At 65.9% G+C, this 25,849-nt stretch carries 24 protein-coding genes and 1 tRNA gene; 17 read left to right on the top strand and 8 right to left on the bottom strand.

The genetic code is table 11. From position 1 onward, the window contains the following. Positions 1 to 25 precede the first annotated feature (25 nt). On the bottom strand, positions 26 to 1,204 hold the full coding sequence (locus DES47_RS20315) for a S1C family serine protease (protein ID WP_133702561.1): 1,179 nt from the start codon (positions 1,202 to 1,204) through the stop codon (positions 26 to 28). A 22-nt stretch (positions 1,205 to 1,226) separates the two neighbouring features. On the opposite strand from DES47_RS20315, the gene DES47_RS20310 reads away from it, so the two are divergent. Then, positions 1,227 to 1,979 carry a Nif3-like dinuclear metal center hexameric protein gene (locus tag DES47_RS20310; RefSeq protein ID WP_133702560.1) on the top strand — a complete coding sequence of 251 codons (753 nt, stop codon included), beginning with the start codon at positions 1,227 to 1,229 and terminating at the stop codon, positions 1,977 to 1,979. On the opposite strand, the gene DES47_RS20305 is transcribed toward DES47_RS20310, so the two are convergent. Next, positions 1,980 to 3,800, bottom strand: coding sequence for a DUF885 domain-containing protein (locus tag DES47_RS20305; protein ID WP_166652097.1), 1,821 nt, complete (start codon positions 3,798 to 3,800; stop codon positions 1,980 to 1,982). A gap of 119 nt (positions 3,801 to 3,919) precedes the next feature. Here DES47_RS20305 and pdxA point away from each other — a divergent pair, with 119 nt between their 5' ends. Next, positions 3,920 to 4,930: a 4-hydroxythreonine-4-phosphate dehydrogenase PdxA gene (pdxA, locus tag DES47_RS20300; protein ID WP_133702558.1), complete on the top strand. Its 1,011-nt coding sequence runs from the start codon at positions 3,920 to 3,922 to the stop codon at positions 4,928 to 4,930. A 9-nt stretch (positions 4,931 to 4,939) separates the two neighbouring features. Here the strand turns inward: pdxA and DES47_RS20295 are convergent, their stop codons facing one another. Together DES47_RS20295 and mscL are read right to left on the bottom strand one after the other, a co-directional pair. Beyond that, positions 4,940 to 7,360 carry a DUF1631 family protein gene (locus tag DES47_RS20295; protein WP_133702557.1) on the bottom strand — a complete coding sequence of 807 codons (2,421 nt, stop codon included), beginning with the start codon at positions 7,358 to 7,360 and terminating at the stop codon, positions 4,940 to 4,942. A gap of 233 nt (positions 7,361 to 7,593) precedes the next feature. Then, positions 7,594 to 8,034: a large conductance mechanosensitive channel protein MscL gene (gene mscL, locus DES47_RS20290; protein ID WP_133702556.1), complete on the bottom strand. Its 441-nt coding sequence runs from the start codon at positions 8,032 to 8,034 to the stop codon at positions 7,594 to 7,596. A 210-nt stretch (positions 8,035 to 8,244) separates the two neighbouring features. Between mscL and petA the strand changes: the two genes are divergently transcribed. The 7 genes from petA to DES47_RS20255 all read left to right on the top strand — a co-directional run bounded on the left by petA (position 8,245) and on the right by DES47_RS20255 (position 13,486). Continuing rightward, positions 8,245 to 8,841 (top strand): ubiquinol-cytochrome c reductase iron-sulfur subunit, encoded by a 597-nt coding sequence (petA, locus tag DES47_RS20285; protein WP_133702555.1) that lies wholly within the window; start codon positions 8,245 to 8,247, stop codon positions 8,839 to 8,841. Between the two features lie 15 nt (positions 8,842 to 8,856). Further along, complete coding sequence (locus DES47_RS20280; protein ID WP_133702554.1) at positions 8,857 to 10,266, top strand: cytochrome b; 1,410 nt, start codon at positions 8,857 to 8,859, stop codon at positions 10,264 to 10,266. Positions 10,267 to 10,289: 23 nt separating this feature from the next. Then, positions 10,290 to 11,072: a cytochrome c1 gene (locus DES47_RS20275; protein WP_133702553.1), complete on the top strand. Its 783-nt coding sequence runs from the start codon at positions 10,290 to 10,292 to the stop codon at positions 11,070 to 11,072. A gap of 135 nt (positions 11,073 to 11,207) precedes the next feature. After that, positions 11,208 to 11,819 (top strand): glutathione S-transferase N-terminal domain-containing protein, encoded by a 612-nt coding sequence (locus tag DES47_RS20270; RefSeq protein WP_133702552.1) that lies wholly within the window; start codon positions 11,208 to 11,210, stop codon positions 11,817 to 11,819. 19 nt (positions 11,820 to 11,838) lie between these two features. Next, positions 11,839 to 12,420, top strand: a complete 582-nt coding sequence (locus DES47_RS20265) for a ClpXP protease specificity-enhancing factor (protein ID WP_133702551.1) — start codon at positions 11,839 to 11,841, stop codon at positions 12,418 to 12,420. A gap of 51 nt (positions 12,421 to 12,471) precedes the next feature. Further along, positions 12,472 to 12,547: transfer RNA gene (locus DES47_RS20260), tRNA-Thr, on the top strand. A 51-nt stretch (positions 12,548 to 12,598) separates the two neighbouring features. Continuing rightward, positions 12,599 to 13,486, top strand: coding sequence for an amidohydrolase family protein (locus DES47_RS20255; RefSeq protein WP_208115064.1), 888 nt, complete (start codon positions 12,599 to 12,601; stop codon positions 13,484 to 13,486). Here DES47_RS20255 and DES47_RS20250 read toward each other — a convergent pair. After that, positions 13,464 to 13,778 (bottom strand): DciA family protein, encoded by a 315-nt coding sequence (locus DES47_RS20250; protein ID WP_133702549.1) that lies wholly within the window; start codon positions 13,776 to 13,778, stop codon positions 13,464 to 13,466. The two genes, DES47_RS20255 and DES47_RS20250, sit on opposite strands and share 23 nt — an antisense overlap. Positions 13,779 to 13,986: 208 nt before the next feature. Here DES47_RS20250 and secA point away from each other — a divergent pair, with 208 nt between their 5' ends. The 8 genes from secA (at position 13,987) to DES47_RS20210 (ending at position 22,954) form a co-directional block, all read left to right on the top strand. Then, positions 13,987 to 16,722 (top strand): preprotein translocase subunit SecA, encoded by a 2,736-nt coding sequence (gene secA, locus DES47_RS20245; RefSeq protein WP_133702548.1) that lies wholly within the window; start codon positions 13,987 to 13,989, stop codon positions 16,720 to 16,722. Between the two features lie 153 nt (positions 16,723 to 16,875). After that, a complete protein-coding gene (locus DES47_RS20240) occupies positions 16,876 to 17,343 on the top strand; it encodes an FxDxF family PEP-CTERM protein (protein ID WP_133702547.1) in 468 nt (155 codons plus the stop codon). Positions 17,344 to 17,434: 91 nt separating this feature from the next. After that, positions 17,435 to 18,049: a GNAT family N-acetyltransferase gene (locus tag DES47_RS20235; RefSeq protein ID WP_166652095.1), complete on the top strand. Its 615-nt coding sequence runs from the start codon at positions 17,435 to 17,437 to the stop codon at positions 18,047 to 18,049. 114 nt (positions 18,050 to 18,163) lie between these two features. Continuing rightward, a complete protein-coding gene (locus DES47_RS20230; protein ID WP_133702545.1) occupies positions 18,164 to 18,703 on the top strand; it encodes an FxDxF family PEP-CTERM protein in 540 nt (179 codons plus the stop codon). 36 nt (positions 18,704 to 18,739) lie between these two features. Then, on the top strand, positions 18,740 to 19,318 hold the full coding sequence (locus DES47_RS20225) for an FxDxF family PEP-CTERM protein (protein ID WP_133702544.1): 579 nt from the start codon (positions 18,740 to 18,742) through the stop codon (positions 19,316 to 19,318). A gap of 115 nt (positions 19,319 to 19,433) precedes the next feature. Then, complete coding sequence (argJ, locus tag DES47_RS20220) at positions 19,434 to 20,663, top strand: bifunctional glutamate N-acetyltransferase/amino-acid acetyltransferase ArgJ (RefSeq protein ID WP_133702543.1); 1,230 nt, start codon at positions 19,434 to 19,436, stop codon at positions 20,661 to 20,663. Positions 20,664 to 21,018: 355 nt separating this feature from the next. Further along, a complete protein-coding gene (locus DES47_RS20215) occupies positions 21,019 to 22,359 on the top strand; it encodes an MFS transporter (RefSeq protein WP_133702542.1) in 1,341 nt (446 codons plus the stop codon). Between the two features lie 10 nt (positions 22,360 to 22,369). Continuing rightward, on the top strand, positions 22,370 to 22,954 hold the full coding sequence (locus tag DES47_RS20210; protein ID WP_133702541.1) for a GNAT family N-acetyltransferase: 585 nt from the start codon (positions 22,370 to 22,372) through the stop codon (positions 22,952 to 22,954). Between the two features lie 71 nt (positions 22,955 to 23,025). Here the strand turns inward: DES47_RS20210 and ugpQ are convergent, their stop codons facing one another. The 3 genes from ugpQ to ugpE form a co-directional block, all read right to left on the bottom strand. Continuing rightward, entirely contained in the window at positions 23,026 to 23,763 is a 738-nt protein-coding gene (gene ugpQ / locus DES47_RS20205; RefSeq protein ID WP_133702540.1) for a glycerophosphodiester phosphodiesterase, read from the bottom strand. Then, complete coding sequence (locus tag DES47_RS20200) at positions 23,763 to 24,836, bottom strand: sn-glycerol-3-phosphate import ATP-binding protein UgpC (protein ID WP_133702539.1); 1,074 nt, start codon at positions 24,834 to 24,836, stop codon at positions 23,763 to 23,765. The genes ugpQ and DES47_RS20200 overlap by 1 nt, the downstream gene beginning before the upstream one ends. 112 nt (positions 24,837 to 24,948) lie before the next feature. Beyond that, entirely contained in the window at positions 24,949 to 25,803 is an 855-nt protein-coding gene (gene ugpE / locus DES47_RS20195; RefSeq protein ID WP_133702538.1) for a sn-glycerol-3-phosphate ABC transporter permease UgpE, read from the bottom strand. Between the last annotated feature and the right edge of the window lie 46 nt (positions 25,804 to 25,849).

Raw genomic sequence — 25,849 nt, 5'->3', positions numbered from 1 at the left:
CAGGCGAACCCGGATTCCATCCGGGCTACTCGAGCTGAGGTCTGGGGCGTTGGGCCACCTGCACGCGCAGCTCCAGTGCCTTGTCTGCCCGCTGCACCGAGATCACCGCCGGCGCATTTGGCGCCAGGGCCGCCACCGCATTGAGCAACTGGGCCTGGGTGCGCACCGTGGTGCCGGCCACCTTGGTGACCACATCGCCGGGCTTGATGCCGGCGTCGGCCGCCGGGGCATTGACCAGCACGCCGCTGATCAGCACGCCCTCGCTGATCGGCAGCTTGAAGGCTTCGATGAACTCGGGCGTCAGGTCACGGGTCTGCACGCCTATCCAGCCGCGGGCCACGCGGCCGTCCTTGATCAGCGCCTCCATCACCTGACGGGCGGTGCTGGCGGGGATCGCAAAGCCTATGCCCAGGCTGCCGCCGCTGCGCGAGTAGATGGCGGTGTTGATGCCGACCAGATTGCCAGCACCGTCGACCAGCGCGCCACCCGAGTTGCCGGGGTTGATGGCAGCGTCCGTCTGGATGAAGTTCTCGAAGATATTGATGCCCAGCTGGCTGCGACCCAGCGCGCTGACGATGCCCGCCGTCACCGTCTGTCCGACATTGAATGGGTTGCCAATGGCCAGCACCGCGTCGCCCACCTGCAGCACCTCGACATTGCCGAAGCTGATCACCGGCAGCTTGTCCAGCGCGATCTTCAGCACCGCCACATCGGTCTCGGGGTCGGTGCCGACCAGCTCGGCCCGGGCCTGGCGGCCGTCGGTCAGCTGCACCTCAATGTCGGAAGCGCCGGCCACCACATGGTTGTTGGTCAGCAGATAGCCATCCGTCGAGACGATCACCCCCGAGCCCAGGCCGACCTGCGGGCTCTGGCGCTGCTGCTGCTGCTGCTGCGCGCGATCGCCGAAGAAGAAGCGGAACCAGGGATCGTCGGCCTGCGGGTTGCGCGCCGGCGCCTTGCTGGCGGTGACGCTGACCACGGCCGGCGCGGCGCGCTTGGCCGCGACGCTGAAACCCATGGCCGGTCCCGGTTGGCCCGCTGCAGGCGGGGTGGCAACCGGCGCCATCGCCGGCGGCAGATAGGCCTCCTGCAGCGCGCGCGCCGGGCCGCGCTGCAGCCAGTCGGGCTTCAGCGTTGCCACCACGAACAACACGGCCAGGGCAACCGTCACCGCCTGGGCGAAAATCAGCCAGGTTCTACGCATCAAGAGACTCCCTCTTCTTTCTATGACGACCCATCGCAACGACATCGACCGTTACCTGCACGCCTTGCTGGAGGTGGGCCGTTTCAAGGATTATGGGCCGAACGGTCTGCAGGTCGAGGGCAGGCCGTCGATAGGCAAGCTGGTCTCAGGGGTGACGGCCAGCCTGGCCCTGATCGACGCAGCGATCGAGGCCGGCGCCGACGCCATCATCGTTCACCACGGCCTGTTCTGGCGCGGCCATGACGGCCGCGTGACCGGCTGGATGAAGCAGCGCCTGGCGCGGCTGATGGCCCATGACATCAACCTGTTCGCCTACCATCTGCCGCTGGACGCCCATCCCGAGCTGGGCAATAACGCCCAGCTGGGCAGGCTGTTGGGCTGGACGGGCGGCGGCCGCTTTGGCGAGCAGGACCTGGGCTGGTGGGGCGAGCTCGCCGAGCCTCAGCCACTGGCCGCGGTGCAGGCACAGATCAGCCAGGTGCTGGGCCGGCCGCCGCTGGTCGTGCCCGGCGACGGCCGCGCCATCCGCCGCGTCGCCTGGTGCACCGGTGGAGCACAGGGCTATTTCGAGTCGGCGATCGCCGCCGGTGCTGATCTGTTCCTGACCGGCGAGATCTCCGAGCCGCAGGCGCATTTCGCCCGAGAAACCGGCGTGGCCTTTGTCGCCGCCGGTCACCATGCGACCGAGCGCTATGGCGCCCCCGCGCTGGCGGCCCATGTGGCCCAGCGCTTCGGCCTGGAGCACCTGTTCATCGACATAGCCAATCCGGCCTGATCAGGTCTTGGGCAGCTTGAGCTGAGCGGCAATCCACCCGTTCACCCGCTGCTCCAGCACATCGAGCGGGATCGCCCCCTGGTCCAGCAGCACCATGTGGAACTTGCGCACATCGAAGCGCTCGCCCAACGCCTTGGCGGCGCGTGCCCGCAACTCGGTGAACTTCAGCTGGCCCACCATATAGGCCAGGGCCTGGCCGGGCATCGAGTAGTAGCGGTCCACCTCGGCGCTGATGAAGACCGCGCGCTGGCCGGTCAGCTCCACCATATAGTCGATCGCCTGCTGCCGCTGCCAGCCTAAGGCGTGTATGCCGGTGTCCACCACCAGGCGGGTGGCGCGCAGCATCTGGGCCTGCACATGGCCGAAGCGGCTGTAGGGATCCCTGTACAGGCCCAGTTCGGTGCCCAGCGTCTCGGCATAGAGCGCCCAGCCCTCGGAGAACACGGTATAGAAGCCGCCGCGCCGGAACTCGGGCAGGTCGCCCAGCTCGCGGGCACGGGCCGTCTGCAGATGGTGGCCGGGCACCGTCTCGTGTGCCACCAGGGTTGCCAGCGAGTACTTGGGCCGGTTCTTGAAGGCCAGGGCATTGGCATTGAACCAGCCGGGTGTGCGGCCGTCGTCCCCCGGGCCGTTGTAGTTCTCGGCCGCACCCGGGCCCATATAGTCGGGCATGGCGCGCACACCATAGGGAGCGCGCGGCAGCTCGGCAAAGAGCCTGGGAAGCTCCGGGTCGATGCGCTTGGCGATCTCGCGGTAGCCGGCCAACAGGGCCTCGCCATCGGCGTAGTACTGCTTGGGATCCTGGTTCAGCTGATCGATGAACTGGGCCAGCGTGCCGCCGAAGCCGAGTTCGGTCTTGATGGCCTCCATCTCCCTGCGCAGGCGCTCCACCTGCTGCAGGCCCAGCTGATGCACCTGCTCGGGCGTCAGCGGCGTGGTCGTGTTCTGCTTGACCAGCGCGGCATAGACGGCCTTGCCGTCGGGATAGCGGGCAAAGGCACCGTCCTCGGGCGCCTTGGGCAGGTACTCCTCGCGCAGGAAACGGCCCAGTTTCTGCATCGCCGGATAGACCTGCTGCTGCAGGGCCTTGGCGGCCTCGTCGCGCAAGGCTTGGGCCGTTGCCGCAGGAACGTCTGCGCCGATGCGGCCGAAGGGCTCGGCCATCGGGCTGCGCATCACCTCGGCGAGCAGCTGGCCGTCCAGCTGGGCCAGCGCGCGCTCCAGCACCGGGCGGGAGGTGACCCAGCCCTGGCCCATGCCCAGCCGCAGGCGGGCGATCTCCTGATCGACCCGCGTCGGGAAGGCGGCATAGCGGGCCAGGATGTTGCGCAGGTCCTTCTCGGTCGTGCTGGGGCTTTGGCGCATCAGACCGGACAGGCCGGACTGGAAGCCCCACAGCGCGCCCAGGCTCAGGCTGCGATAGCCTTCAAAGCGGTTCAGCGCCAGATCTTCCTCGATGCGGTGCACGAACAGGTCGTAGGAGACCTGGTCCCGCTCGGCCAGGCGCTCGCGCGGGATTGCCTTGACCCGCTTGAGCATGTCGCGCTGCGCCGCCTCGGCGGCGGCGATGCCTTCGGGGCTGCGGTCGCTGAGGCGGTCATTGAAACGGTGGTCGCCGCGAAAGGTGGCCCACTCGGGTGCGCGCCGGGCGCCTTGCTCCCAGGCCTCGGCGAACAGCCTGTGCAGCCGCTGGGTTGCGGCATCGCCCTGGGCCAGGTGATGCGGCCTGCCCGAGGTGGGGCCGGCGCCCATGGACGCGCCTGCGCTCATGAGGCCGGCCACGCACAGGCCCAGTGCGGACATCAGCTGATGTGGCTTCATTTTCCGTTCCCTGCTGTTTTGCTGGCGCGCAGTCTGGCACGGTGGCTGGGTGGGCGCCTGAGTACTGACCCTTGCTTGACGCCGGCCGGGGCGTTGCCCGCCCATGGAACAATCGACCCATGAACAAACCGCTGCTGATCAGCATGGGCGATGCCTGTGGCATAGGCCCCGAAATCATCGTGCAGGCCTTTGCCCGCGGCCCGGCCGGTGGCTGCTGCGTGGTCGGCGATGTTGGCGTGCTGCGCCGCGCCGCGCGCCAGCTGGGGCTGCGCCTGTCAGTGGCCCAGCTGGAGACGGTAGACGAGGAGGCGCCGCCCGGCTGCGTGCCCGTCTGGCAGCCCGAGGGCCTGCCCGCGGCCTTGGCCGGCCTGCCCATGGGTCAGATCAGTGCCGCCGCCGGCGCCGCTGCCGCCGTCTGCATCACCGAGGCGGTGCAGCAGATCTTTGCCGGCCGGGCCTCGGCCCTGGTCACCGCGCCCATCCACAAGGAGGCTCTGCATGCGGCGGGTGTCCCGTTCCCCGGCCATACCGAGATGCTGCAGGCCTTGGCGGCGCAGGGCGGGGTGCCGCCACCGGTGCGCATGATGCTGGCCAATCCGGAGCTGCGCACGGTGCTGGTGAGCATCCATGTGTCGTTGCGCCAGGCAATCGAGATGGTGACCCACGAGCGCGTGCTGGAGACGCTGCGCATCGCCCACCGCACGGCCGCCGCCTGGGGCCAGACCGCGCCGCGCATTGCCGTGGCCGGACTGAATCCCCATGCCGGCGAGGGCGGCCTGTTCGGTGACGAGGAACTGACCGTGATCGCTCCGGCGATCGCCGCGGCCCGCGCCGAGGGCATCAACGCCAGCGGCCCCTACGCCCCCGACACCGTGTTCATGCGCGCCCGCAACGCCCCCGGCCACCCGGGCGAGTTCGATCTGGTGGTGGCGATGACCCATGACCACGGCCTGATCCCGGTCAAGTACCTGGGCGTGGAGCAGGGCGTCAATGTGACCCTGGGCCTGCCGCTGGTGCGCACCAGCCCCGACCATGGCACGGCCTTTGATATTGCGGGCAAGGGGATGGCCGATCCGTCCAGCCTGGTGGCGGCGATCGAGATGGCAAGAGCGCTGATCGCCTCGAGCTGAGGCGGTTACTCAATGACGGCTGTTCGCCGTCAGTGCCGCCAGCTGCTTGCGCGCCCGGGCCGTGGCGCGCTCCAACAGATAGGCATTCTCGAACGCGCGCAGGCGGTCGGTCTCGCACAGGCGCTTGAGCATGCGGGCGGTCATCGTCAGTGTCTGCTGATGCTTGGCGCCGTGGGTGAACAGGAAGAAGCTGCGGCCCGGGCTGATATGGGCCAGCCGCACCTTCAGCCATTTGCCGTCGGTGTGCATCTGATAGGCAAAACCCAGCTGCAGATTGTCCATCAGCGAGGCACCTGACATGGCCTCCATCGGCTCGGCGGCGGGCAGCCCATCGAGGCTGATGTCGGCGGCCTGCAGCGGTGCGTCGGCGGACAGGTCGATGTCCACCTCGCCGTTCCAGTCCACTTTGGCCTCCTCGACCAGGCCGACCTGGCTGGCCTCGGCCGACGAGAAGGTCTGATCGACGTCCAGGTCCTGCGGCAACGAGGCCGGGCCGCTGCGGTCCAGCTCCTCCTCGCGGGGCAGCGGCGCCAGGAAGATGGCGTCCAGCTGCTTGATCAGCATGTTCTGGTCCAGCGCCGTCAAGGCCTGACCCTTCAGTGAATCGGCATGGGCCGGCAGCAGCTCGCCGAAGAAGGCCTTGCGCGAGGGCTCGGGCCAGGCGATCAGGTCCAGGCCCTCGTTGAGTGTCTTCATCAGCTTGGGCAGCTGGGCCAGGAAGGCCTGGCGCTGGCTGGAGCTGCCCTTGGGCTGTACGCTCATCACCAGGTCGCGGCCCATCGCGCGCATGCGCTGGGTCTGCTCCGAGGCGTCGCCGCCGCGGCGCGCCGCCAGCACCACGGCCTGGCTCCAGACCTCGCCCAGGAACACGCGCAGGAATTCGGGCAGGGTAACCGGCGCCAGGGAGGCCCGCAGCTGCTGCCGATAGCGCTGCTGCAGGCGCAGATCCACTTCCTTGCGCGCCAGCATGGCAGGCGCATCGCCCTGCGCGCGCACGACCGCCTCGTTCTGCTGACCGATGAAGCCTTCCAGCGCATCGAGCTTGGACTCATAGATGTCCATGCGATCGAAGTCGCCCTCGGCCACGTCCTGCACCAGCTCGCGCACCTGGGCCAGGAACTGGCGGCCCGGGTCTTCCTCGAAGTCGTCGAAAGCGCAGGCCAGCGAGGCGATGCGGTTGACGAAGCGCCGCACCGGATGGCGGCGCGAGGAGAAGAAGGTCACGTCACCCAGGGCCACGCGCAGCACCGGCAGCTGCAGCCGCGCGACCAGGCGCGCCATCTGCGGCGGTACCTTGGGGTCCGACAATATCTGGTCGAACAGGCTGCCGACGACGTCGATCACCATGTGATCAAGCGGCTGGGTCGCTGCCTGGCGCAGCTCGTCGCGGTGGGCGCGTATCAGGTTGGGCGCCATCAGCGCGCGCACGCCGGACTCGCTGTCATGCACCTGCATGTCATAGGCGTTGCCGGAGCCCATGCCGCCATCGCCGCCGGCCTCGAAGGCCATCATGTCGCTTGGCATGAAGGAGAGCCGGCGCAGCAGCGACATCACCTCGGCATCCACCTGGCCGATGCTGCGGCCGCCACCCTGGCCGCCGCCGTAGCCACTGTTGAAGCCGCTGCCGCCGCCGCCGCGTTGCCCGCCGCCATAAGCGCCACCAGGACCGCCACCGCTTTGGCCGCCATAGCCGCCGCCGTGGCTGCCACCGCTGCCCGGCAGCTCGCCATGCATCGAGGGGCCGGCGTCACCGCTCTGGCTGCGCGAGAAGTCGCCGCGGCCGCGGTTTTCGTTGCCACGCACGCGCAGGTCCTGGGCACGCACGCCCCGGGTACGGAAGACGTCGACGATGTCGGCATAGCAGCCGCGCATCTCCAGCGACAGCGCGCGGGCCAGCTCGTCGATCAGGATCTGTCTGGCGTCCTGCTCCTCGGTCACCGCGCGCACTGCGGCCAGCAGGGCGCGGCCCACGACCTCGGGGCGCAGAGGGTTGCGTTCGGGCGGGGTGGCGCCGGTGGCAACCAGGCCGCCGATATAGGCATCGACCTCGCGCAGCTCCCACTCGCTCTGATGGCCGATGGCCAGGCCGACGCGGTCACCGGTGACCAGGTCCTCGACCGCCGCGTCGTCCATCAGCGATAGCTCGACTTTCTTCGGCGCAGCGGCGAACGGCGCCGGTTCGCGCGGCGCCATTTCCTTGAGCACCTGCTCGCGCAGGGTCTGGGTGAATTGCTGGCTGAATACCGCGACCTGGCGGCGGAACAGGAACTGCGCCGCCAGCAGAGCATCGCGCCGCTTGGTCTGCGTGGCCGACAGCGCGGCCACGCCCATGCCTTCGGCGCTGCGCTCGGCCGCCTGATCGGCCGCCGTGCGTATGCGCTGAAGGGCGGCCTCGAGATGGGGGTTCAGTTTGGGGTCGGGCTGGTTCATCGTCAGGTCGGGCAGGGCCACAGTGCTCGGGTGCCTCTGACGGGAGTGGGCGCCCCGACCTTGCTGTGGCCTCGGGACTCAAGTATGGCGCGAAACCCGAGATCACAAGGGGCGTAGGCAGGCCCATGGGCGTGCAAAGTCAACTGCACTGCCAGCTTTGTGCGAATTGCGGGCCCGTCTTTTGTGACCGAAGGTAAGCCCGCTGCGGCCGGCAAGCCGGCCGCAGCCGCGCTTTAGCGCAGTTTCAGCGAGTCGCGGATCTCGCGCAGCAGCACGATGTCTTCCGGCGTTGGCGGAGCGGGCGCCGGCTCGGGCGCCGGTTGCTCGCGCTTCAGCCGGTTGATCTGCTTGACCATGATGAAGATGATGAAGGCCAGGATCACGAAATTGATCGCCACGGTGATGAAGTTGCCATAGGCGAACAGCGGCACGCCCGCCTTGGTCAGGGCCTCGTAGGTCATGGGTCCCTTGAAGTCCGCCGGGGCAGCTGACAGCATGACGAAGTAGTTGGAGAAATCCAACCCGCCTATGACCTTGCCCACCAGCGGCATGATCAGGTCCTTGACGATCGAATCGACGATCTTGCCGAAGGCGGCGCCAATGATCACGCCCACGGCTAGATCGACCACATTGCCCTTGATGGCGAATTCTCTGAACTCCGATGCGATTCCCATGAGCGGGCTCCTCTTTCTCGATTGGCTTGAATGGCGGACGCGGCGCGCGCAGAAGGCGCGAACCGCGCTCAAGTATTGCTTCTGGCGGGGTCAAGTCAATAGAAACAGGCACTCGCTGTGGCTTGCAGGCGCACTTTCCGTCCGGAGGGGCCGCGGCGTCCGCTAGAATCGCGGGTTGCCCCTGATCAGAAGTCTCGTTCGAGGACCCCCATGAGTGACCAGCAAGTGGACAACGGCAAACGCACATGGCTCATCGCCACAGGCTGCGCCGGTGCCGTTGGCGGCGTAGCCACCGCCGTGCCTTTCGTTAGCACCTTCCAGCCCTCGGAGCGCGCCCGCGCTGCCGGTGCCGCTGTCGAGGTGGATATTTCCGCCATCAAACCGGGTGAAAAACTCACGGTCGAATGGCGCGGCAAACCTGTCTGGATCGTGCGCCGCACGCCCGAGCAGGTGGCCGCCCTGGCCAAGATGGACGGCGAACTGGCAGATCCGAAGTCCGATCGCACCCAGTACCCGACGCCGGACTACGCCAAGAATGAGGCGCGCTCCATCAAGCCGGAGTACTTCATCGCGGTGGGCATCTGCTCGCACCTGGGCTGCTCGCCCAGCGACAAGTTCCAGACCGGCCCGCAGCCTTCGCTGCCGGACAACTGGAGTGGTGGTTTCCTGTGCCCCTGCCACGGATCGACCTTCGATCTGGCCGGTCGGGTGTTCAAGAACAAGCCGGCCCCCGACAATCTCGAGGTGCCGCCCCACATGTATCTGTCGGACACCAAGGTCTTGATTGGTGAAGACAAGAAGGCGTGAGGATAAAAAGGCACCATGGCTGAATTCAAAGAAGCGCCCGCTGGCGCGCCCCTGGGCGAACAGCTGCTGACCTGGGTTGACAATCGCTTCCCGGCAAGCAAGCTCTACAAAGAGCATATGTCGGAGTACTACGCTCCGAAGAACTTCAACTTCTGGTACATCTTCGGCTCGCTGGCCCTGCTGGTGCTGGTGATACAGATCGTCACCGGCATCTTCCTGGTGATGCACTACAAGCCGGACGCCGCCCTGGCGTTCGCTTCGGTCGAGTACATCATGCGTGATGTGCCCTGGGGCTGGCTGATACGCTACATGCACTCGACGGGCGCCTCGGCCTTCTTCGTGGTCGTGTACCTGCACATGTTCCGTGGCCTGCTCTATGGCTCCTACCGCAAGCCGCGCGAGCTGGTCTGGATCTTCGGTTGCGGCATCTTCCTTTGCCTGATGGCCGAGGCCTTCATGGGCTATCTGCTCCCCTGGGGCCAGATGTCCTACTGGGGCGCCCAGGTGATCGTCAACCTGTTTGCCGCCGTGCCCTTCGTCGGCCCGGACCTGGCCCTGCTGATCCGCGGCGACTATGTCGTCAGTGACGCCACCTTGAACCGCTTCTTCAGCTTCCACGTCATCGCCGTGCCGCTGGTGCTGCTGGGCCTGGTCGTCGCGCACATCATCGCGCTGCACGAAGTGGGTTCCAACAACCCGGACGGTGTCGAGATCAAGGGCCCGAATGCCCCGAAGGACGCCCAGGGCCACCCGCTGGACGGCATCCCCTTCCACCCCTACTACACGGTGCATGACATCTTCGCGGTGTCGTTGTTCCTGATGGTGTTCACGGCCATCATCTTCTTCGCGCCGGAGCTGGGGGGCTACTTCCTCGAGTACAACAACTTCATCCCGGCCGACCCGCTGAAGACGCCGCTGCACATCGCCCCGGTCTGGTATTTCACGCCCTTCTACTCGATGCTGCGTGCGACCACCGATGACCTGGTGACGGTGCTGTGCCTGATCACCGGCCTGGCTGCGGTGCTGGCCTTCCTGAAGGGCCGCTTCCCCGGTGCCGCCAAGGTCGGCATCCTGGTCGCCGCGGTGGTGCTGATCGCGCTGCTGAAGACCTTCGACGCCAAGTTCTGGGGCGTGGTGGTGATGGGCGCGGCCGTCATCATCCTGTTCTTCCTGCCCTGGCTGGATCGCAGCCCGGTCAAGTCGATACGCTACCGTCCGGACTGGCACAAGTGGATGTACGTCGTGTTCGTGCTGTTCTTCTTCGTGCTCGGCTACCTGGGCATCAAGCCGCCGTCGGATATCGGCACCTTCATCGCGCAAGTGGGCACCCTGTTCTATTTCGGCTTCTTCCTGCTGATGCCGTTCTGGAGCCAGATCGGCAAGCCCAAGCCCGTGCCCGAGCGTGTGACCTTCCACGCTCACTGAGAATGCCCGTCGGAGTCGAAAGAATGAAAAAACTCATCGCTACGCTGCTGACCTCCTTCCTGCTGGGAGTGGGTCTGGTCTCGGGTGCCCAGGCAGCCGGAGGCGGCATCGAGTGGGACAAGTTCCCCAAGGAAAAGCTGGCCGACACGGCGTCGCTGCAAAACGGCGCCAAGTTGTTCGTCAACTACTGCCTGAACTGCCATGCCGCGGCCTTCATGCGCTACAACCGCCTGCGCGACATCGGTCTGACCGAGGCGCAGATCAAGGCCAATCTGATGTTCGCCACCGAAAAGGTCGGCGACACGATGAAGGTCTCGCTGGACCCGAATCAGGCCAAGGAATGGTTCGGCGGCCTGCCGCCCGACCTGACCGTGATTGCCCGCTCGCGTGCCGATGGCGCCAAGGGCTCGGGCGCGGACTATCTGTACACCTATCTGCGCAGCTACTACCGCGACGAAACCAAGGCCACCGGCTGGAACAATATGGCCTTCCCGTCAGTGGGCATGCCCCATGTGCTGTGGGAATTGCAGGGCCAGCGCAGCGCCAAGTTCGTCGAAGAGGCCGATGCCCATGCGCCGGGCAAGACCGTCCATGTGTTCAAGGGCTATGAGCAGCTGACCCCGGGCACGATGTCGACCCTGCAGTACGACAATGCGGTGGCCGATCTGGTGGCCTATCTGCAGTGGATGGGCGAGCCCGCCCAGGAACAGCGTTTCCGTCTTGGGGTTTGGGTGTTGTTGTTCCTGTCCATGTTGACCGTGATCGCCTGGCGCTTGAACGCCGCGTTCTGGAAAGACATCAAATAAGACCCCGCAGGTCCGGGCCTGGTTCGCAAGAGCCGGGCGCAGGACCAAGAACGCAGTGGAGAGCCCCCAGGGCGCGACCACTGCGTTTGTGTTTTCAGGCTTAGGCCCTAACTTACGCTAGAGGAGCTCACCGCCATGATGGTGCTTTACTCCGGAACGACCTGCCCTTACTCGCACCGTTGCCGTTTTGTCCTGTTTGAAAAAGGCATGGACTTCGAGATCCGTGATGTGGATCTGTTCGCCAAGCCCGAAGACATCGCGCTGATGAACCCGTACAACGAGGTGCCCATCCTGGTGGAGCGCGACCTCATCCTGTACGAGTCGCACATCATCAACGAGTACATCGACGAGCGCTTCCCGCATCCGCAGCTGATGCCCGGCGACCCGGTGGCCCGCGCCCGTGTGCGCCTGTTCCTGCTGAACTTCGAGAAGGAGCTGTTCGCTCATGTGAACGTGCTCGAGTCCCGCGGCATCAAGGGCAACGAGAAGCAACTGGAAAAGGCCCGCGCGCAGATTCGCGACCGACTGACCCAGCTCGCGCCTATCTTCCTGAAGAACAAGTACATGCTCGGTGACGACTTCTCGATGCTGGATGTGGCCATCGCTCCGCTGCTGTGGCGCCTGGACTACTACGGCATCGACATGTCGAAGAACGCCGCACCGCTGCTGAAATACGCCGAACGCATCTTCTCGCGTCCGGCCTATATCGAAGCGCTGACGCCGTCCGAAAAGGTCATGCGCAAGTAAGTTGGAAGACGGCAGCTCCATGGACAGCAGTAACGACAACACCAAGGGCCAGCAGGGCACGTCCACCAGGCCGTACCTGATCAGGGCCCTGCACGACTGGTGCACCGACAATGGCTTCACGCCGTACCTCGCGGTGCAGGTGGGTCGCAATGTGCAAGTGCCCATGGAGTACGTCAACAACAACGAGATCGTGCTGAACGTCGGCTTCGAGGCCACCAGCGGCCTCAAGCTGGGCAATGAATTCGTCGAGTTCAAGGCCCGCTTCGGTGGCGTCTCGCGCGAGATCAGCGTGCCGGTGGAGTTTGTCCTGGCCATCTACGCCCGCGAGAACGGGCAGGGCATGGCCTTCCCGGCGCCGCAGGCCGATGCCGGCGAGCCGGCGACTGGCCCGTCTCTGGCGTCGGTGCCCGACTCGGAGGCTCCGGCCGAAGGCTCGGGCAGCCGGCCGCCAACGCCCTTGCGAGGTCTGCGTCTGGCCGGTGCCGACTCGGCAAAAGGCGAGGCGGAACACGCAGTGCCGCCGCCGGCCGATCCCGGCCCCGATGGCGACGGTCCGGCACCTGCGGGCCCTGGCCGGCCGGCGCTGAAGCGCGTCAAATAATCTCCCGTCTTGCGCCGCGGCAGCTGTTCGGCACAGTAGAATGCGCGCTTCGCCGGCTTAGCTCAGTTGGTAGAGCAACCGCCTTGTAAGCGGTAGGTCATCAGTTCGAATCCGATAGCCGGCACCAAAAATGAAAAGCCCAGTCAGTCAGCTCCCGCTGCCTTGCTGGGCTTTTTTCATGGCGCCCATGCTGGTGCTTGCGCTGGCCGGGTGCGCGATGGCGGCCCCGGTGGCGGAAGCGGCGCCGCCGCTGCCCTTCATCGACGCCCATGTGCACCTCAACGACGAGGCTATGCAGCTGGAGCTGATGCGCGAGTACGGCGTCGAGCGCGCGGTCGTGTTCTGGGGGCGCAACAGCGACAACGCATCGATTGCGGCCAGCGTGCAGCGCCACCCGGACAAGTTCATTGCCTTTGCCTCGATCTCGCCCGAGCGCTCGGCCTACCGCCGCGCCTGGGACGCGAGCGATGTCGCCTTGCTACGCGACCTGGATGAGATGCTTGCCACGGGGCACTTCAAGGGCATAGGCGAGATCTCGGCCGTGCACTTTCCATCGCCCGGCCTGCCCGAGGCTGATTACGACCCCTCGGCGTCTTTGCTGGTCGGCATCCTGGAGTTGGCGCGCAAGCACCGGCTGCCGGTGCTGGTGCATATCGAGTGGACGCGCATGAAGGAGTTCTCGGCCCTGCTCAAGCGCTTTTCCGACGTGCCGGTGATCTGGGCCCATGGCGGCTATACGCCGCTGTTCATCGCGCAGCGGATGCTGGCCCAGCACCCGAACCTGTTCTACGAGCTCAGCGCCCGGACCTGGCCTTTGCACCCGCGCTCGCCGGACTACACCATCCTGCGCGATGGCGCGGCGGTCTGGCCGGCCTGGCTGGCGCTGATCGAGGCTCAGCCCGGGCGCTTTTTGGTTGGCACCGATGCCAGCCACCGCTCGCGCGCCAGCGAGGCGATGAAGCATGCCAGCGTGCAGGCCTTTCTGAGCCAGCTGAGCCCGGCGGCGCGGGAGCAGGTGGGGCGCGGCACGCTGCTGAGACTGCTCACACCTGCTGCAGCACCTTGATGCGTATCGTCGCCACCGCAAGCCCGCGCTCGCGCAGCGCATCCTCCAGCCGCGGCTGCAGCTGCCTCAGCTTGGCGGCCACGGCGGCATTGGCGGCCAGCAGGGTCCAGCCGGCGTCATCAACCGGCCCTGCCTGCACGGCCTTGACCAGCGCGCCCGGCAACGCCTCGCGAATCGCGTCGAAGCAGGCATTCGACTGGCGCAGGCGCAGCTGCAGCTGACCGAGGGCGCTGTGCCGAGACAGGGCCTGGCCAATCGTCAAGGCGTCGGGGACGTAGCGGGGCGTGGGCATGAGCCTAGTTTAGGGCCGGGGCCCGGTGGCGCAAGGGCCTGTTAAACTCCGCGGGTTTTGCAGGTGAAAACCTGCTGCGTGCAATACAAGCAAGGCTTGCAATCGAAGCAGGCCGACCCCATGTCTGGCCGATGCCCAGTGCCCTATCCGGGCGCGACGATGCCCATCAAGGCGCCGGCCTTCTACTCCCGCTCACGTCCGATACTGCATGTTGCCCAAGCTTCTGACCCAGATTTTCGGTAGCCGCAATGACCGTCTGCTCAAGCAGTACCGTCGTGTGGTCCAGCAGATCAATGCGCTGGAGCCTCAATTCGAGCAGCTCAATGATGACGCGCTCAGGGCCAAGACGGCCGAGTTCCGCCAGCGCATTGCCGACGGCGCGACCGTCGACGACCTGCTGCCCGAGGCCTTTGCCGTCTGCCGCGAAGGCAGCAAGCGGGCGCTGAAGATGCGCCACTTCGACGTGCAGCTGATCGGTGGCATGGTGCTGAATTCCGGCAAGGTGGCCGAAATGCGCACCGGCGAGGGCAAGACGCTGATGGCCACGCTGCCGGTCTATCTGAATGCGCTGACCGGCAAGGGCGTTCACCTGGTCACGGTCAACGATTACCTGGCCAAGCGAGATGCCGAGTGGATGGGGCGCCTCTACACCTTCCTCGGTCTGACGGTGGGCGTGAACATGCCGCAGATGTCGCGCGAGGACAAGCAGGCCGCCTACCGCGCCGACGTGACCTACGGCACCAACAACGAGTTCGGCTTCGACTATCTGCGCGACAACATGGTCCAGGACGTGGCCGACCGCGTGGCCCGCGGCCTTGCCTACGCGATCGTCGACGAGGTGGATTCGATCCTGATCGACGAGGCCCGCACGCCGCTGATCATCAGCGGCCAGGCCGAAGACCATACCGAGACCTATGTGCGCATCAATGCGGTGGTGCCGCAGCTGAAGAAGCAGATCGGCGAGCTGGATCTGCGCACCGGCGAGGGCGTGATCGAGCCGGGCGACTTCACGGTGGACGAGAAGTCGCACCAGATCTACCTGACCGAGGCCGGTCACGAGAACGCCGAGCGCATCCTCACCGAGGCGGGCCTGCTGCCCGAGGGCGCCAGCCTCTACGACCCCTCCAATATCTCGCTGATGCACCATGTGTATGCAGCGCTGCGCGCCAATCACATCTACCACCGTGACCAGCACTACGTGGTGCAGAACGGCGAGGTCATCATCGTCGACGAGTTCACCGGCCGCCTGATGACAGGCCGCCGCTGGAGCGACGGCCTGCACCAGGCCGTGGAGGCCAAGGAAGGCGTGGCGATCCAGAGCGAGAACCAGACGCTGGCCTCGATCACCTTCCAGAACTACTTCCGCATGTACGGCAAGCTGTCGGGCATGACCGGCACGGCCGACACCGAGGCCTATGAGTTCCAGGAGATCTATGGTCTGGAGACCGTGGTCATCCCGCCGAACAAGCCGACCATCCGCAAGGACGAGCTGGACCTGGTCTACAAGACCGACAAGGAAAAGTTCGACGCCGTCATCAAGGACATCCGCGACTGCCACGAGCGCGGCCAGCCGGTGCTGGTGGGCACGACCTCGATCGAGAACTCGGAGCTGATCTCGGGCCTGCTGAACAAGGCCAAGTTGCCCCATGCGGTGCTCAACGCCAAGCAGCATGCCAAGGAGGCCGAGATCGTGGCCCAGGCCGGCCGGCCGGGCGTGATCACCATCGCCACCAATATGGCGGGCCGAGGCACCGACATCGTGCTGGGCGGCAACGTCGAAAAGCAGATCCAGTTCCTGGAGGCCGATGCCAGCATCCCCGAGGCCGACAAGGCCGCGCGCATCCAGAAGCTGAAAGACGAGTGGCAGGGCCTGCATGACAGCGTCAAGGCCCAGGGCGGCCTGCGCATCATTGCCACCGAGCGCCATGAGTCGCGCCGCATCGACAACCAGCTGCGCGGTCGCTCCGGCCGCCAGGGTGACCCGGGCTCCTCGCGCTTCTACCTGTCGCTGGACGACTCGCTGATGCGCATCTTCGCCGGCGACCGCGTCAAGGCGGTGATGGAACGCCTGAAGATGCCCGAGGGCGAGGCCATCGAGGCCGGCATCGTCAGCCGCAGCATCGAGGGCGCGCAGCGCAAGGTCGAGGCGCGCAACTTCGACATCCGCAAGCAGCTGCTCGAATACGACGATGTGTCGAACGACCAGCGCAAGGTGATCTACCAGCAACGCAACGACATCCTGGAAGCCCAGTCGCTGGTGGCCCAGATTGCCAATCTGCGCGAAAGCTCGCTGACCGATGTGGTGCGCACCTTCGTGCCCAAGGACAGCCTGGAAGAGCAGTGGGACCTGCCGGCCCTGGAGCGCGTGCTGCGCGACGAGTGGCATGTCGATATCAACCTGCAGGCCGAGGTCGAGAAGAGCAATACCATCACCGACGACGAGATCGTCGAGAAGGTCGTCAAGGCCGGTGATGAGCTGTTCAACGGCAAGCTCGAAGTCGTGGGCGTCGAGCAGTTCACCCCCTTCATGCGCATGGTGCTGCTGCAGTCCATGGACCAGCACTGGCGCGACCACCTGGCCGCGCTGGACTATCTGCGCCAGGGCATCCATCTGCGCGGCTACGCCCAGAAGAACCCCAAGCAGGAGTACAAGCGCGAGGCCTTCGAGCTGTTCTCGCAATTGCTTGATGTGGTGAAGATGGAGGTCACCCGCATGCTGATGACGGTGCGCATCCAGTCGCAGGAAGAGGTGGCCAAGGCCGCCGAAGCCATCGAGGCGCGCGCCGAGAGCATCAGCAACGTCACCTACACCCATCCGAACGAGGACGGCAGTGTCTCGCAGGAGTCCGAACCGGCACACAATGTGCCGATGGCCGGCCGCAACGATCCCTGCCCCTGCGGCAGCGGCAAGAAGTACAAGCACTGCCACGGCAAGCTGAACTGAGTCCGTCTCAGTCCGGGCTTACACCGTTTGTGTGACACCTACCCCTTACCCGGGGGGTAGGCGGACCAAGGTTTAACCCTTACCCTCGGATTGTTGCCATCGGGAGGACTTTCGGTGGGACTTTTGCCGATCCAAACCTATTTTGGGAATAATATGAATTTCAAGAAAATTGCCAGCCTGCTGGCACTGAGCGCCGCCTTTGCATCGAGCAGCGCCCTGGCCGATGACCAAACCGTCAACTTCGCCGGTCTGACCGCTGAATTCGACAGCATCGGTACCGTTCTGGCTGGTGGCAACGATGTCATCACCTTCAATGGCCTGGCCAGCGGCACCTATGACTTCGTGCTGACCCTGAGCGGCCAGTACACCACGCTGACCAGCCTGACGCTGAACAACGTTGTTGGCACCGCCTACGCTGGCGGCAAGCTGCTGTTCGCTGGCGTTGAAGGCACGGGCACCACGCCCTTCGTGCTGACGCTGAATGGCTTCACCACCGCCAACAAGCCTTCCCTGTACTCGGGCGAGCTGACCGTGACGGCCGTGCCGGAACCCGAATCCTATGCCCTGATGCTGGCCGGTCTGGCCGCAGTGGGCTTCGTTGCTCGTCGCCGCAAGGCCTGAGCGCGATGCGCTGGTGACCGCTGATGCGGTTGCCGCGAATCAAGGCGACACTGCGGTGTCGCCTTTTTTTCGCCCGAATGAGAGCCATGCCGTGGATAGCGAAGACCTGATCAGGGCGCCCCGGCGCCTGGAGACGCCGCGCCTGGTGCTGGAGTCGCCGCGTGTCGAGCATGCCGCCGCCTTCAACGAGAGCCTGGCCGCCTCGTCGTCCAGCCTGGGCTTTATCGGCTGGGGCCGGCATGCCGGCGACCTGGCCTGGGCGGAGGACTTCTGCGCCCGTGGTGCCGGCTTTGTGGCCAGGGGCGAGGACCTGATCTTCCATGTCTTCATGCGCGACGGCGGGGCCTATGTGGGCCGCATCGATCTGCACAGCTTCGATTTCGACGCGCCGCGCTGCGAGATCGGCTATGTCGGTGACCTGCGCCTGCGCGGCCAGGGGCTGATGCGCGAGGCGGTGAAGGCGGTCCTGGATCTGGGCTTCGGGCTGGGCCTGGTGCGCATTCACGCGCACTGCGATGCCTTGAATACCCGCTCGATCGCCTTCATCCAGGGCCTGGGTTTTGTCCAGGAGGGTGTGATGCGCTTCTATGCGCGCAATCCCCAGGGCGAGCTGAACGACGAGGTGGTACTGGCCTTTTACAACGCCCCCGCAGTTGAGGGGGTGAAGGCGCGAAACGTGATCGAGTTGGCAAAAGTTGTTGGCTGATAGGCGAATCGGCCCTTGGATGGGGGGTGCCCATGTGCTGCCCACCCCCCTAGAGTGAGGTCCATGGCAAACACCTCCAGATGTTTGTCCGGACATTGACTCCAAGGGACAGACATGAAAATCAAAAACGTCGTTGCTACCGCCCTGCTGACCCTGGCCGCCGCTGGCGCCATGGCCCAGAGCACCACCTCCAGCGTGGCCCTGGTCAACAGCCCCTCGGGCAATCTGTCGGCGGGCATCTCCAAGAGCTTCAAGTTTGCCGGCGCCTTCGAAGACACCTACACCTTCGACATGGTCAGCAGCGCGGCCTTCCTGAACGGCACCCTGTCTACCCTTGGCGCCATCGCCAGCGACGACATCGACCTGATCAGCGTCACGCTGAACGGCAAGGCCTTCAAGCTGAAGACCTTTGTGTTCGACGGCAATGCCGACGGCAGCGAGCGCGCCACCCTGGGCAAGACCCTGTTCGGCTCGGAGCTGACCCTGGTCGTCAAGGGTGTTGTGGCGCCGACCCTGGCCGCCGGTACCTCGGTGGCCGCGACCTACAGCGCCAACTTCAATCTCACCCCGGTTCCCGAACCCGAGACCTATGCACTGATGCTGGCCGGCCTGGGCGCAGTGGGCTTTGTGGCCCGCCGCCGCAAGACCATCTAAGCACCAAGCCAAGATCCAAACTCGGGAGCACATCACATGATCAAGCGCCTTGCCCTGCTGTCGCTGACAGCCCTGCTGACCTCCGCCGCCCATGCCGCACCGGTCCTGCTGGACATCACCACCAACAGCATCACCGGCAGCAAGTCCGCCGGCCTGAGCACCGTGGCCGGTTCCAACCAAGTGACCCACACGAGCCAAGGCTATTTCAAGGACGAGTTCCTGTTCACCCATGCGGGCCTGGCCAAGGTGAACGCCTTTCTGAACACGTCCTACGACAACGACATCCAGAAGATCGTCTTCAAGAGCGCCAGCTTTCTGGACGTCGATGGCTCGAGCCTCGCATTCGTGACCGAGTTCGATGAGGACACCGGCACGACCGACACCTTTGGCATGTCGCCGGTGTCGTTCACCGCCCAGGGCAGTTTCCTGATGATCATCGAAGGTTGGGCGGGCGGGAACAACGGCCTGTTCGGCACCAGCCCGATCTCGGCCAGCTACAGCGGCGGCATCAATGTCACGCCGCTGGCCAATAACGTGCCCGAGCCCTCGGCCCTGCTGCTGGTCGGCATTGGCGCGGCCGCAGCCGCTGCGGCCATGCGCCGCAAGCGCAGCTGAGATCCGCTGATCTCGATGTGAACAAGGGCTCCCAGGTGGAGCCCTTGTGCTTTGTGGCCACGGCCTTGCCTACAATGCAGCCCGAGCTTCCAACCGCCCGCTTCGCGAGACCCATATGCCCGTCAATCTGCTTGCCCCTGATCCCGCTTCCCTGCATCCCGTGCCCGGCGTGAGGTGGGGCGTGACGATGGCCGGCGTGCGCAAGGCCAACCGGCGCGACCTGAGCGTGATCGCGCTCGATGCCGGCGCCAGCGTGGCCGGCGTCTTCACCCAGAACCGCTTCTGCGCCGCTCCGGTGCAACTGTGTCGCGAGCACCTGGCTTCCGGCACTGAAGTCCGTGCGCTGCTGATCAACACCGGCAATGCCAATGCCGGCACCGGCGCCGACGGCCTGGCCCGCGCCCGCGCCACCTGCGAGGCGCTGGCCGGCCTGATGGGGCTTCAGGCAAAGCAGGTTCTGCCGTTCTCGACCGGCGTGATCATGGAGTCGCTGCCGGTGGATCGCATCACCGCCGGCCTGCCCGCCGCGCTGGCGGCGCTGGACGCGAACGCCTGGGGCCTGGCCGCCGAGGGCATCATGACCACCGACACGATACCGAAGGCCGCCTCGCGCCAGGTGCAGATTGCCGGCAAGACCGTCACCGTCACCGGCATCAGCAAAGGCGCCGGCATGATCCGCCCGAATATGGCGACGATGCTGGGTTTCATGGCCACCGACGCGGTCATCGCCCCGGCCCTGCTGCAAAGCCTGGTGACCCAGGCGGCCGATCAGTCCTTCAACCGCATCACCATCGACGGCGACACCTCGACCAACGACTCCTTCGTGCTCATCGCCACCCAGCAGGCCGGCCACGCGGCCATTGAGTCGCTCGACTCGGCCGACGGTCAGATCCTGCGCGAGGCGGTGTTTGCCGTGGCACGCGAGCTGGCCCAGGCCATCGTGCGCGATGGCGAGGGCGCGACCAAGTTCATCGCCGTCAAGGTCAGCGGCGGCCGCGACGAGGCCGAATGCAAGCTGGCGGCCTATGCCATTGCCCACTCGCCGCTGGTCAAGACCGCCTTCTTCGCCAGCGACCCGAACCTGGGCCGCATCCTCGCCGCGGTGGGCTATGCCGGCATCGCCGATCTGGACCAGGCGCTGATCGATCTGCACCTGGACGATGTGCACGTGGTGCACCAGGGCGGGCGCCGGGCCGAGTACCGCGAGGAAGACGGTCAGCGGGTGATGAAGCAAAGCGAGATCACCGTCCATGTGAATCTGAACCGCGGCCCGGCCAGCACCACGGTCTGGACCTGCGACCTGAGCCACGATTACGTGACCATCAACGCCGACTATCGTAGTTAATGCAATGGAGTTAGGGGTGCGCCTGTCGCACTCCGGGCGGGTTTAGCCTGCTAACATCCGTGTCTCTCTTTGACGCCCATCAAGCCATGACCAAACTGCTCGACCGTACCCGAAGCGCACCCCGTGCATCGGCGTTCGTTCGTGCCTGCGGTCTGTGCATGGCCGGCGCCACTGCTCCCAAGGCCACGCCGGTTCCGGCGGCCTGACCCCACTCTCAGCCTCAGCTTCCTGACCGAAGTCCGCTGCAGAGTCAGCGGAAGAAGTTGGCGCTCTGCGTTCTTTCGCTGTCGGACCCATCGGTCCGCCTGGCCCCACAAGGGCCGCAAGAGCGCAAGAGTGAAATAGGGAGACGTGAATGAAAGCCTGGCTCCAACGATTGCGGCGAGCCATGACCCTGCCTCAGGGTGATCTGCTGCGCGATGCCACCTACCGGCGGCTCTGGACCTCGATCCTGATCAGCTCGCTGGGCGGGCAGGTCACCATGCTGGCGCTGCCGCTGACGGCGGCCGTGATGCTGCATGCCACGCCCACGCAGATGGGCCTGCTCACCGCGATGGAGATCATCCCCTTCGTGCTGTTCTCGCTGCCCGCCGGCGTGTGGCTGGACCGCGTGCGCAAGCTGCCGGTCTATGTGATTGGCGAGACGGCGATCGCGCTGATCCTGGTCACCGTGCCGCTGGCGATGTGGTTCGACATGCTGAGCATGACCTGGCTGTACGTTGTCGGTTTCGTCATTGGCACCATTTACACCACCGCCGGCAGTGCCGCGCAGATCGTGCTCACCCAGGTGGTGGCGCGCGAGCGCCTCGTCGAGGCCCATGCCAAGAATGCGCTGGCCTCGTCCGGGGCCGAGGTTGCCGGGCCCGGGGTGGCCGGTGTCCTGATCAAGGTCGTCGGTGCGCCGGTGGCCCTGCTGGTGGACGCCGCCTTGCTGCTGCTGTCGGCCTTCATCCTGCGCGGCATCCATATCCAGGAGGCGCCGGTGTCGACCAAGGAGGCGCACTTCTGGCGTGACCTGAAGGCCGGTGTGCGCTTTGTGCGCGGCCAGCGCCTGCTCGTCACTCTGGCCATGACGGTGGGTGGCTGGCAGCTGTTCCACCAGGCGGCGATGGTGGTGCAGATCCTGTTTGCCACGCGCATCCTGGGCTTGACGGCGCAAAGCGTGGGCCTGAGCTATGTGGCCCTGGGCGCGGGCACGGTGCTGTCCAGCGTAGTCGGCCACCGCGTCAGCAAGCGCATCGGTCCCGGACCCAGCCTGACCCTGGGTCTGGGCACCTGCGGCGCCGGCTGGCTGGTGCTGTCGATCGCTCCGGCCAATGCCTGGGGGGTGGCCGCCTTCGCGCTGATGCTGTTCCTGTTCGGTTTTGGCGCGGTGCTGATCTTCATCAACTTCCTGTCGCTGCGCCAGGCCGTCACCCCGGCGCCGCTGCTGGGCCGCATGACCAGCACGATGCGCTGGCTGATCCTGATTCCTGCCGGCCCGGGCGCACTGATCGGCGGCTGGCTGGGCGAGCATGTGGGCCTGCGAGCGGCGCTGGTCTTCGCCGGCGTGGGCGCGCTGCTGCTGAGCCTGGTGGCCGCCCGCCACCCGGTGATCAGCGGCGTGCGGGAACTGCCCAAGCCGGAGGACCTGGATGAACATCTGGGCGCCGAGGGCATGCCCGGACTCAGTCCCGATCTGTTGACAAGCAAATAGCGGAGTAGCGATGACAACAACCGACCCCGTCCTGATCAACGTCCCCGAACAGATCGTCACCGAGCGCCTGGTCGTTGCCGCTCCGCGCATCGGCCTGGGCCAGGCGATCAATGCGGCGATCTGCGAATCGCTTGAGCAGCTCAAGCCCTGGATGCCCTGGGCCCAGGTGGCGCCCAGCGTGGAGGAGTCCGAGGCGGTGATGCGCAACCAGCATGCCAAGTTCGTGCTGCGCAGCGATCTGGTCTATCAGATCTATGCCAAGACGCCCGAGGGCCAGCCCGGCCGGCTGCTGGGCGGCACCGGTCTGCACCGGCTGGACTGGGCGGTGCGCCGCTTCGAAATCGGCTACTGGATACGCACCAGCGCGCAGGGCCAGGGCTATGTGGCCGAGGCGGTGACGGCGCTGACGCAGATGGCCTTCGCCGAGCTGCAGGCGCGGCGGGTCGAGATACGGATGGATGACACCAATGCCCGCAGCCGCGCGGTGGCGGAGCGCTGCGGCTTCGAGTTCGAGGGGCTGCTGCGGCGCGACACGCTCGATGTGAGCGGTGTGCCGCGTGATACGCGGGTGTATTCGCGAATCGCGCCCTTGTGAGTGATGGTGTCCCGGATTGCATCCGGGCTACGGACGATTTGTAGCCCGGATGCAATCCGGGGCCGCCACCACTATTCCGCCGGCGAAAACCGATCCACCGCATCCGTGATGATGCCGTCCACGCCGTTGGCGATCAGCCATTGCGCGGCGGCCTCGTCATTGACGGTGTAGACCAGTGCCTTCAGCCCGGCCGCATGAATGCGGGCCGTGGTCTCGAAGTTCATCAGAGCGTAGTTGGTGACCACGGCCTGGCAGTCCAGCGCGCGGGCCTCATCCAGCCAGCCCTCGCGCAGGCTGTCGATCAGCAGGGCGCGGGGCACCTCGGGGGCGGTCTCGCGGGCGCCGGTCAGCGCTTCGGGGCGGAACGAGCTGAACAGCGGCAGCTGGCCCGAGCCCTGCCACAGCCGCCGGGTCTCGCGGCCGACGACCTGGCCGGTCAGCAGCTCCAGCCCCGGTGTCGGCTTGATCTCGATATTCAGCGCAAAGCGGTTGGCGATCACATAGGTCGCCAGCGCGTCCAGGCTGGGAATCGGCTCACCGGCATAGCCGCGGCTGTGCCAGGCGCCGGCGTCGATGCGCGACAGCTCGCTCCAGGGGCGCTCGCCGGCCACGCCGTGCTCGGGCGTGGTGCGCTGCAGGGTGGCGTCATGCAGCAGGAAGGGGATGCCTTCTCGGCTCAGCTTCACATCGCACTCAAATGCGCGGTAGCCATGCTGCGCACCGAGGCGAAATGCCGCCAGGGTGTTCTCCGGCGCCAGCTTGCCGGCGCCGCGGTGGGCGATCCAGAACGGAAAAGGCCAGGCGCTCATCAGACGACTCGTTGCAAGGTCTTCGCATCAAACCAGTGCAGATGCTGGCGTTCGACCTGCAGGTACAGCGTGTCACCGATCTTCGGCGGCACATGGGTGCCGTCGATGCGCAGCGTGAACATCTGCGTGCCCAGGTGGCCATAGACCAGGCGCTCGGCGCCCAGCATTTCCAGCATCTCGACCTTCAGCGCCCAGCCCTGGCCCTGGCCGACCTTCCAGTCGGTCACATGCTCGGGGCGCAGGCCCATGATCAGCTCACCCGCGCGGGGGGCCGCCGCCGGCAGGGTCAGGACATGCCCGCCGACGGTGAAGCGCCAGCCATCGGCCTGGCCAGGCATCAGGTTCATCGGCGGTGAGCCGATGAAGCCGGCCACGAAGGTGCTGGCCGGGCGGGCATAAACCTCTTCGGGTGTGCCGAACTGCTCCATGCGGCCGCCGTTCATGACGATCATGCGCTGGGCCAGCGTCATGGCCTCGACCTGGTCGTGGGTCACGAACAGCGAGGTCACGCCCAGCTCGGCATGCAGCTTCTGGATTTCCAGCCGGGTCTGGGCGCGCAGCTTGGCGTCCAGGTTCGACAGCGGCTCGTCGAACAGGAACACCTGCGGATTGCGCACGATGGCGCGGCCCATGGCCACGCGCTGGCGCTGGCCACCCGACAGGGCGCGCGGCTTGCGATCCAGCAGGGCTGAGAGCTCGAGGATCTTGGCGGCCTTGTCGACCCGGGTGCGGATCTCATCCACCGGCACCTTCTTGATCTTCAGGCCATAGGCCATGTTGTCGTACACGCTCATATGCGGATACAGCGCATAGTTCTGGAACACCATGGCGATGTCCCGATCGGCCGGCTCGACGTTGTTGACCACGCGGTCGCCGATGCGGATCTCGCCCTCGGAGACCTCTTCCAGGCCGGCCACCATGCGCAGCAGGGTGGACTTGCCGCAGCCCGAGGGGCCGACGATGACGACGAACTCGCCGTCGCTGATCTCGGCATCGACACCATGGATCACCTGGTTGGCCGAGGGGCCGTGACCGTAGCGTTTGACGAGGTTGCGAATTGAAATGCTGGCCATTGTGTCTTCTTAGTCAGTTGAGGACAGAGCTTGCCTTGTCCGGCAAGGTCTGTCCCGCAAATCATTTTGATCGTTACTGTGCGTCGGATTGGGGTGAGGCGGCCGCTGCCGCCTATTTCTCGGTGTCCACCAGCCCTTTGACGAACCACTTCTGCATCAGCATCACCACCAGGGCGGGCGGCAGCATGGCCAGCATGGCGGTGGCCATTACCACATTCCACTCGGTGTAGGCCTCGCCGGCGATCAGGCGCTTGATGCCCAGCACCACCGGGTACATGTCTTCGTTGGTGGTGACGAGCAGAGGCCACAGATACTGGTTCCAGCCATAGATGAACTGGATCACGAACAGCGCGGCGATGCTGGTGCTCGACAGGGGCAGCAGCACGTCCTTGAAGAAGCGCATCGGGCCTGCGCCATCCATGCGCGCGGCCTCCACCAGCTCATCAGGCACCGTGAGGAAGAACTGCCGGAACAAAAAAGTCGCGGTGGCCGAGGCGATCAAGGGCACCGTCAGTCCGGCGTAGCTGTTGAGCATGCCCAGACTGGATACCACCTCATAGGTCGGCCCGATGCGCACCTCGACAGGCAGCATCAGCGTCACGAAAATCATCCAGAAGACCAGGCTGCGCATCGGGAAGCGGAAGTACACGATGGCAAACGCCGACAGCAGCGAAATCGTGATCTTGCCGATGGCGATGATCAGCGCGCTGATCAGGCTGACCAGCATCATCGGGGCCGCGGCCGGGTATTTGCTGCCCATGCTGCTTTCTCCGCCGAACAGCGCAACCCGGTAGGTTTCCAGGAAGTTGCTGCCGGGCAGCAGCGACAGGGGGCGTGCCGAGGCAATGTCCGAGGCGCTTTGTGTCGAGGCCACCAGGGTCAGATAGACCGGAAAGGCGACGATGAGCACCCCGATGATCAGGGTGGCATGCGCGATGAAGTCGAGCACAGGGCGTCGTTCGATCATGTGTAAGCCTTTTTGGTCGAGCGGCGAAGGGAAGGTGAGAAGGGCG

Source organism: Roseateles toxinivorans (genome assembly GCF_004362525.1).
GTDB classification, from domain to species: domain Bacteria; phylum Pseudomonadota; class Gammaproteobacteria; order Burkholderiales; family Burkholderiaceae_C; genus Paucibacter; species Paucibacter toxinivorans.
The sequence above is the reverse complement of the archived record's forward strand: the minus strand, read 5'-3'. Positions and strand labels throughout refer to the sequence as shown.